A 6326-nucleotide genomic window follows, 5' to 3' on the forward strand; every position below is an offset into this window, starting at 1 on the left:
CACCCTGCCCTACAGCCGAAAGGATTGCACATGTTCGGGCGTCGGCACGCCATCGATGTTTCGGGGATCAGGAATAGGATCACCAACCGACGTGTGAACGGGAATGACCCCGGCCCAGATGGGCAGATCATAATCCTCTTCCTCGTCATTTGGACCGCCCGTGCGGACCTTGGCGCTACCTTCCGATATATCCATGCCCAGCACCATTGTTGCCTTCAGATCCTGCGCGTGATCGGGCCGCAGGCTTTCATATCGCCCCGGGAACAGGCCGTTCACAAACCTGCCTAGCTTGTCCAGCTTTTCTGCCGGGTCTTCAACCTTGACCGCGGTGCCAAACAACGTGACCGACCGCGAATTAACGGAATGATGCATACCGGACCGAGCTAGGACAAACCCGTCAAGAATTGCGACCGAGAGACAAACCTGCGCATTGCGAGAATTGCGCAGCGCACGACTGGCCGAGGACCCGTGCCAATAGATGCGATTGCCCTCTCGCCATTGCAACGTCGGAGTGACAAAGGGCTTGCCATCAATCACATAACCCACGCTGCACATGGGTTGCGCGTCCAGGATACTGTTGATGGTGGCACGGTCGAAATGCCCCCGCTCATGGGATCGACGCAGGCGGGATTTGTCGGTGATGTTCAAAGTCTCATTCATGGTCATGGCTCGGGTTTGATCTTGCTATGTCTGTAGTGCCCGGGTATTGGATGTTTTTAAATGTCCAATTTTAAAACTTTTCCTAAGGCCAATTTGAATCGAGATCTTTTTGCGATCTCGGTGGATGCATCGCTGAAGACCTCGCTTCAGGCGCAACTGCTTGAGGCGCTGCGCGGTCTCATATCTAAGTCCTCTGACCTGGTCGGGACGCGGCTGCCAGCCAGCCGCACACTGGCATCCGAGTTGTCGATATCCAGAACAACGGTTCAGGCGGTTTATGACCAGATGATCAGCGAAGGGTATCTGGTCACCCGGCAAGGCAGCGGCACATTTGTGGCCAGCGAGATCACCCACCTGTCGCAACCGCAGCCCATCCCCCGCCCGGCGGGTCCAAAGACCCAGAAATGGCTGCCCTTTCAAACCGGTCTGCCGGATCAATCCCTGCTGCCGCACAAACAATGGGCACGCCACCTTGAACGCGCATGGCGCAACCCAACACCCGAGCTTTTGGCGCGAGCGGACCCTTTGGGTTGGTATCCGCTGCGCGCGGCCATCTCGGACCACGTTGCCGCGTGGCGACACTTGTCCTGTGATCCGGGGCAGGTTGTGATCACCTCGGGCGCGCGCGAAGCCTTCGAGGTTATATTCCACGGGCTGCTTGGTGCGGGCAAACAAGTTGCGATCGAAGACCCATGCTGGCCGAAACTTCACACGATTCTGAGGGATACAGGAAACTTAGCCTGCCCCGTGCGTATCGATCAGGACGGGCTGGATGTGACACGCCTTCCAGACAAGGCCCATGCCACTATCGTCACGCCTTCGCGGCATTATCCAACAGGGGTCAGCCTGCCCTTGCCCCGCAGGGTCGCCTTGCTGGATTGGGCCAGACAGACCGGTGCGGTGGTGATCGAGGACGACTACGACAGCGAATTCCGCTATCGGGGGCAACCTTTGCCATCGCTTTCGGGGTTGGATGGCCTCAATAACACGATCTACCTTGGCAGCTTTTCAAAACTCGTCAGCCCGGCACTGAGGATCGGGTATCTAGTTGTGCCCAAACACATGCTGCAAAGCACGCGGACCTATCTTGATCGTGTGGGACCACGCGCCTCGCTGATCCCGCAACCCGCCTTGGCGACATTCATGAACAGCGGTGAATTCGCTATGCATTTACGACGCATGCGACGTGTTTATGCGCGACGTCAGAGCCATCTGCTCAGCGCGCTCGCCCCCGCCTGTGACCTACTGGAGCTTCAGCCGGACTCGTCGGGCATGCATCTTTGCGTTGCACTTCGAGCGGCACTTGCAGACAGAATGTCCGACATTGAAATCAGCCAGCGTGCCGGGGAAAACGGACTGCGCATCAGCGCACTGTCTGACCAATGTGTGTTGCCGCAAAAGATGCAGGGCTTACTGCTGGGGTACGCGGCGTTTGACGAAGATACACTTTCAGACGCGGCGGATCGGTTGGTTTCTCTTATACAGCTGCCACTTTGAAGCAAGCCACGCTGCCCACTGGTAATGGTCAAAAAGTTTTTCACACGTGAAGCACACAACATGATATCGTCAAATTAGAATATATATTCTCGGTATTTCACACGCTGAATCCACGAACTCTGTGAATGGGGAGGTTCACATGCTTCGACTGTCTGTCTGCTTACTTACTTTCGTCTCTGTCCCGGCAAGCGCTTTTGCCGATGCCGTTCCCACCAAGGAAGCCGCCGAGGGAACCTTTGCCGAGCGTCCCTTTTCACCCTACGCCAACCGCACTTTCCCCGAGCGCCCGCTTTGGGGCGACACGCATCTGCATACGGGGCTGTCACTAGATGCGGGCGCATTCGGCAACACGCTGCTGCCTGACGACGCATGGCGATTTGCTAAAGGCGAGCAGGTGATTTCCTCCACCGGGCAACCAGTCAGACTGGCCAGACCACTGGATTGGATGGTTCTGACCGATCATACTGACCTGATGGGTTTCGCGCCCGATCTGCAGGCGGGCAAACCCGGTGTGATCTCAGACCCGAAGGGGTTGGAATGGTACGAAGGATACAAGGCCGGTGGCGAAGAAGCTGGTAAAGCAGCCTTCGATATCATCACAAATTTTTCTCAGATGACGTTGCCGGAGATTTTGCTGGAGTCCTACAGCCCGGGGGCCGATGCTTTTGCGTTCACCTGGGAACATATTGTCCTGGCCGCGGAACGGCACAACGATCCCGGTCAATTCACCGCGTTTATCGGTTTCGAATGGACCTCGGTGCCCAAGGGCTTCAACCTGCACCGGAATGTTATGTTGCGCGACGGACCAATCCGCGCGTTGCAGGTTGTTCCGCCGGTAACACAGCCACCCTACGGCAACACCGATCCCAAGGCGCTTTACTCTTGGCTGGAGGATTACGAAGCCAAAACCGGCGGCCGGGCGGTGGCTTTCGCCCATAACGGCAACCTTTCGAACGGCTGGATGTTCCCAACCGAAGACACGTATCACGGTGGCCAGGTTGACGAAGAATACGTCCAGAACCGCGCAAGGTGGGAGCCTCACTACGAGGTCACGCAAATCAAAGGAGACGGCGAGGCCCACCCGTATCTCAGCCCGGATGATCCCTTTGCCGATTATGAGAACTGGGATATTGGCAACCTCGATATCACCGAATTGAAAACCGAGGACATGCTGGCGGGCGAGTATGCGCGCGAAGCCCTCAAGCGCGGCCTGATGCTAGAAGAAAAGTTCGGCGTGAACCCCTATAAATTCGGCATGGGCGGCGCGACTGACAGCCATACTTCGCTGGCAACCGCCGAAGAAGACAACTTTTTTGGCAAATCTGTAAGTGTGGAACCGTCGCCCACCCGGATACAACATCCCTTTATTGCCAATGAGCTGGGCGAGATACCGGGCGATCTGCTGGTCGCTTCGGGCTACACTGCCGTTTGGGCCACCGACAACACACGCTCAGCCATTTTCGATGCGTTCAAGCGCCGCGAAACCTATGCGACCACCGGTCCTCGGATCGGTTTGCGTTTCTTTGGAGGCTGGGCGTTTGACGAGGGCGACCTTGAGACGCGCTTTCTGGCGGATGTCGGTTACACGAAAGGCGTACCCATGGGTGGTGACCTGCGCCCGCGCGAAGGGGATGGCGCACCGAATTTCCTGATTGGTGCCTTGCGCGACCCGATCGGTGCAAATCTGGATCGGGTTCAGGTCGTCAAAGGATGGGTGGATGCAGACGGGTCGATGCAGGAAAAGGTTTATAATGTCGCCTGGTCTGATGATCGGCCACAGGATGCAGATGGCAACCTACCCGAGGTCGGTAATACTGTGGATGTGGAAACCGCGAGCTGGAGCAATACCATCGGCGCGTCCGAGTTGATCACTGTTTGGTCCGACCCGGATTTCGACCCGAATGAACGGGCCTTTTATTACGTCAGGGTTCTGGAAATCCCCACCCCGCGTTGGTTGCTATACGACAAGTTGCGGTTTGGCATTGATCTGCCGGAAGACGCACAACTGATACATCAGGAACGCGCCTATTCCTCACCGATTTGGTACACTCCGGGGTGAATGGCCTTTTTCGAAGAACCACCACTGCGTTGGAATATAAGCGTAATTATTCTGCAGTCTGTTTGACTTATCCAAGGACCCGCCACTACTATTAAGGCGGGTCTGAAAGCGTCTTCGGAACTAAGCATGCATATTTTGAAAGAACCCCTGCTCCACTTTATTCTGATCGGAGCCGCCATCTTTGGCTGGTTTGCCATTGTGGGCCCAAAGGACGAAAGCGCTGAACGGGGTGATGCAATTGTTATCGACGACGCTGATGTCACGCTTTTGGTCACCCGCTTTGAAACAACCTGGAAACGCCCGCCCAATGACGCAGAGTTGCAGGTGCTGATCGACGCCCTGGTGCGCGAGGAAATCTTGGTGCGCGAGGCGCGCAACCTGGGGTTGGATCGCGGGGATCAGGTAATCCGGGCACGGTTGGCACAAAAGATGGATTTCCTGTCGGATGCAATCGCCGCCTCGGTAGACCCCGAAGATGCAGTGCTTGAAACTTATGTCGCAGCAAACTCGGCACGTTTTACTAAACCTTGGCAGATTGCATTCGATCAGGTGTATCTGGGCGATCAGCCGGTGCCCGAGGATGTGGACACCGCGCTTACCGCACTAACAGCGGGCAGGGAATGGTCAGAGTTTGGTGTACGATCCCTGATGCCTCGATCAATGCCGCTGTCGCCCGCCGGCGCCGTCGATGCCGCATTTGGCCCGGGGTTTTCGGCTGCGCTGGTCCCATTAGAACCGGGCGTCTGGGCTGGGCCGATTCAATCGGGATATGGGATGCATCTGGTCCGTGTAACCGAAACGCGCCTCGAATATCTGCCGCCACTTACGGACATTCGCGATGCGGTTCTGATAGCATGGCGTCGGGACACGGCCGAGGAACTGGCGCAAGCGCAATACGAAACCCTTGCCGCGCAGTACCGGGTTGAAACACCAGGGTCCGGTGAATGAGGGCCCTGTTTTGCTTGATAATAGCGATCTGGTTGGCCTGCACCCCAAAGTCCGGCAATGCACACGCGCTTGACCCCGGATATCTGGACCTCCACCAATTGACGCCAGGCACCTGGCAAGTGATGTGGCGCATACCGGATGTGAACGGCCAACCCATGAGGATTGACGCGATCCTGCCCGAAGCTTGCACCCCATCGCACGGTCCACCGCCGATCTTCGACTCGGTTGCTTGGGTTTCCTCTTGGGTTGCAGAGTGCGGGGCTGAGATCGAAGGACACACAGTCAGAATCCGGGGCCTCGAACGACAAAACAACGATGTCCTTCTGCGCGTTCAGCCACTGGAATCTGCGATTTCCACCCTCCGGTTCACACCTGAAGAGCCGGCCCTGACTTTGCCAATAGATCCGACCACATGGTCCGTTTTCATCAGCTATTTCTGGCTTGGCTTCGAGCATATCCTAGAAGGGTGGGACCACCTTCTGTTTGTCTTCGCCTTGTTCATTCTGGTGCGTGATCCTTGGCGGCTGGTCGGCGCAGTGACAGCCTTTACAGTCGCGCATTCGATCACGCTGGCAATGGCAACGCTGGGGGTGCTGCACGTTCCTGCCGCCCCGGTCGAAGCGGTGATTGCCCTGTCGATCGTTTTCCTGGCCCTGGAAATTCTCAAACACAAAGAAGGGCAGATCAGACTGTCCGAGCAATACCCATGGATTGTCTGCTTTTGTTTTGGTCTGCTACACGGGCTGGGTTTTGCCGGTGCCCTGTCCGAGATCGGCCTGCCCTCTCAGGATATCCCAGCTGCACTTCTGGCCTTTAACCTTGGGGTCGAGGCCGGACAACTTACCTTTATTGCGGGCCTGTCAGTAGGAATGTTTCTGTGGCGTCAGGTGGCGCGCTTTAATCCATCACGGCTGAGCGGGGTTACCCGACCAATCACTGGCTATGTCATCGGCAGCGTGTCGGTCTATTGGCTGGTCGAGCGTGTCAGTGGGTTTTAATTTATTGGCCTCGCATCGCTGAGGTCTATTTGGTTTTCCGGCATTGAAGCTTTGTTTTGGATGAGGTTATTGCCTCTCACCCTATTGTTTTGTGGTTCTGACGGGTTGAGGGTGTTAAGCGATTGATCTTGGGGATCAATTGTAGTGTGACCGGGCTGTTCTGA

5 protein-coding genes are annotated in these 6326 nt (G+C 56.6%); 4 read left to right on the forward strand and 1 reads right to left on the reverse strand.

What is annotated here, in order from left to right; all coding sequences use genetic code 11:
- Positions 1-9: 9 nt before the first annotated feature.
- Entirely contained in the window at positions 10-666 is a 657-nt protein-coding gene (locus tag ACR0LY_RS12820) for a pyridoxamine 5'-phosphate oxidase family protein (RefSeq protein WP_480640986.1), read from the reverse strand.
- 87 nt (positions 667-753) lie between these two features.
- On the opposite strand from ACR0LY_RS12820, the gene pdxR reads away from it, so the two are divergent.
- The 4 genes from pdxR to ACR0LY_RS12840 all read left to right on the forward strand — a co-directional run bounded on the left by pdxR (position 754) and on the right by ACR0LY_RS12840 (position 6162).
- The gene (pdxR, locus tag ACR0LY_RS12825; RefSeq protein ID WP_480640988.1) at positions 754-2157 is read left to right on the forward strand and encodes a MocR-like pyridoxine biosynthesis transcription factor PdxR; all 1404 of its coding nucleotides are present in this window, start codon (positions 754-756) and stop codon (positions 2155-2157) included.
- 139 nt (positions 2158-2296) lie between these two features.
- On the forward strand, positions 2297-4216 hold the full coding sequence (locus ACR0LY_RS12830) for a DUF3604 domain-containing protein (RefSeq protein WP_170350146.1): 1920 nt from the start codon (positions 2297-2299) through the stop codon (positions 4214-4216).
- Positions 4217-4342: 126 nt separating this feature from the next.
- Complete coding sequence (locus ACR0LY_RS12835) at positions 4343-5164, forward strand: peptidylprolyl isomerase (protein WP_170350145.1); 822 nt, start codon at positions 4343-4345, stop codon at positions 5162-5164.
- Positions 5161-6162, forward strand: a complete 1002-nt coding sequence (locus ACR0LY_RS12840; RefSeq protein WP_170350144.1) for a HupE/UreJ family protein — start codon at positions 5161-5163, stop codon at positions 6160-6162. Before ACR0LY_RS12835 ends, ACR0LY_RS12840 begins: the two co-directional genes overlap by 4 nt.
- Positions 6163-6326: the final 164 nt, after the last annotated feature.

This window comes from Ruegeria sp. BC5 (genome assembly GCF_056539205.1).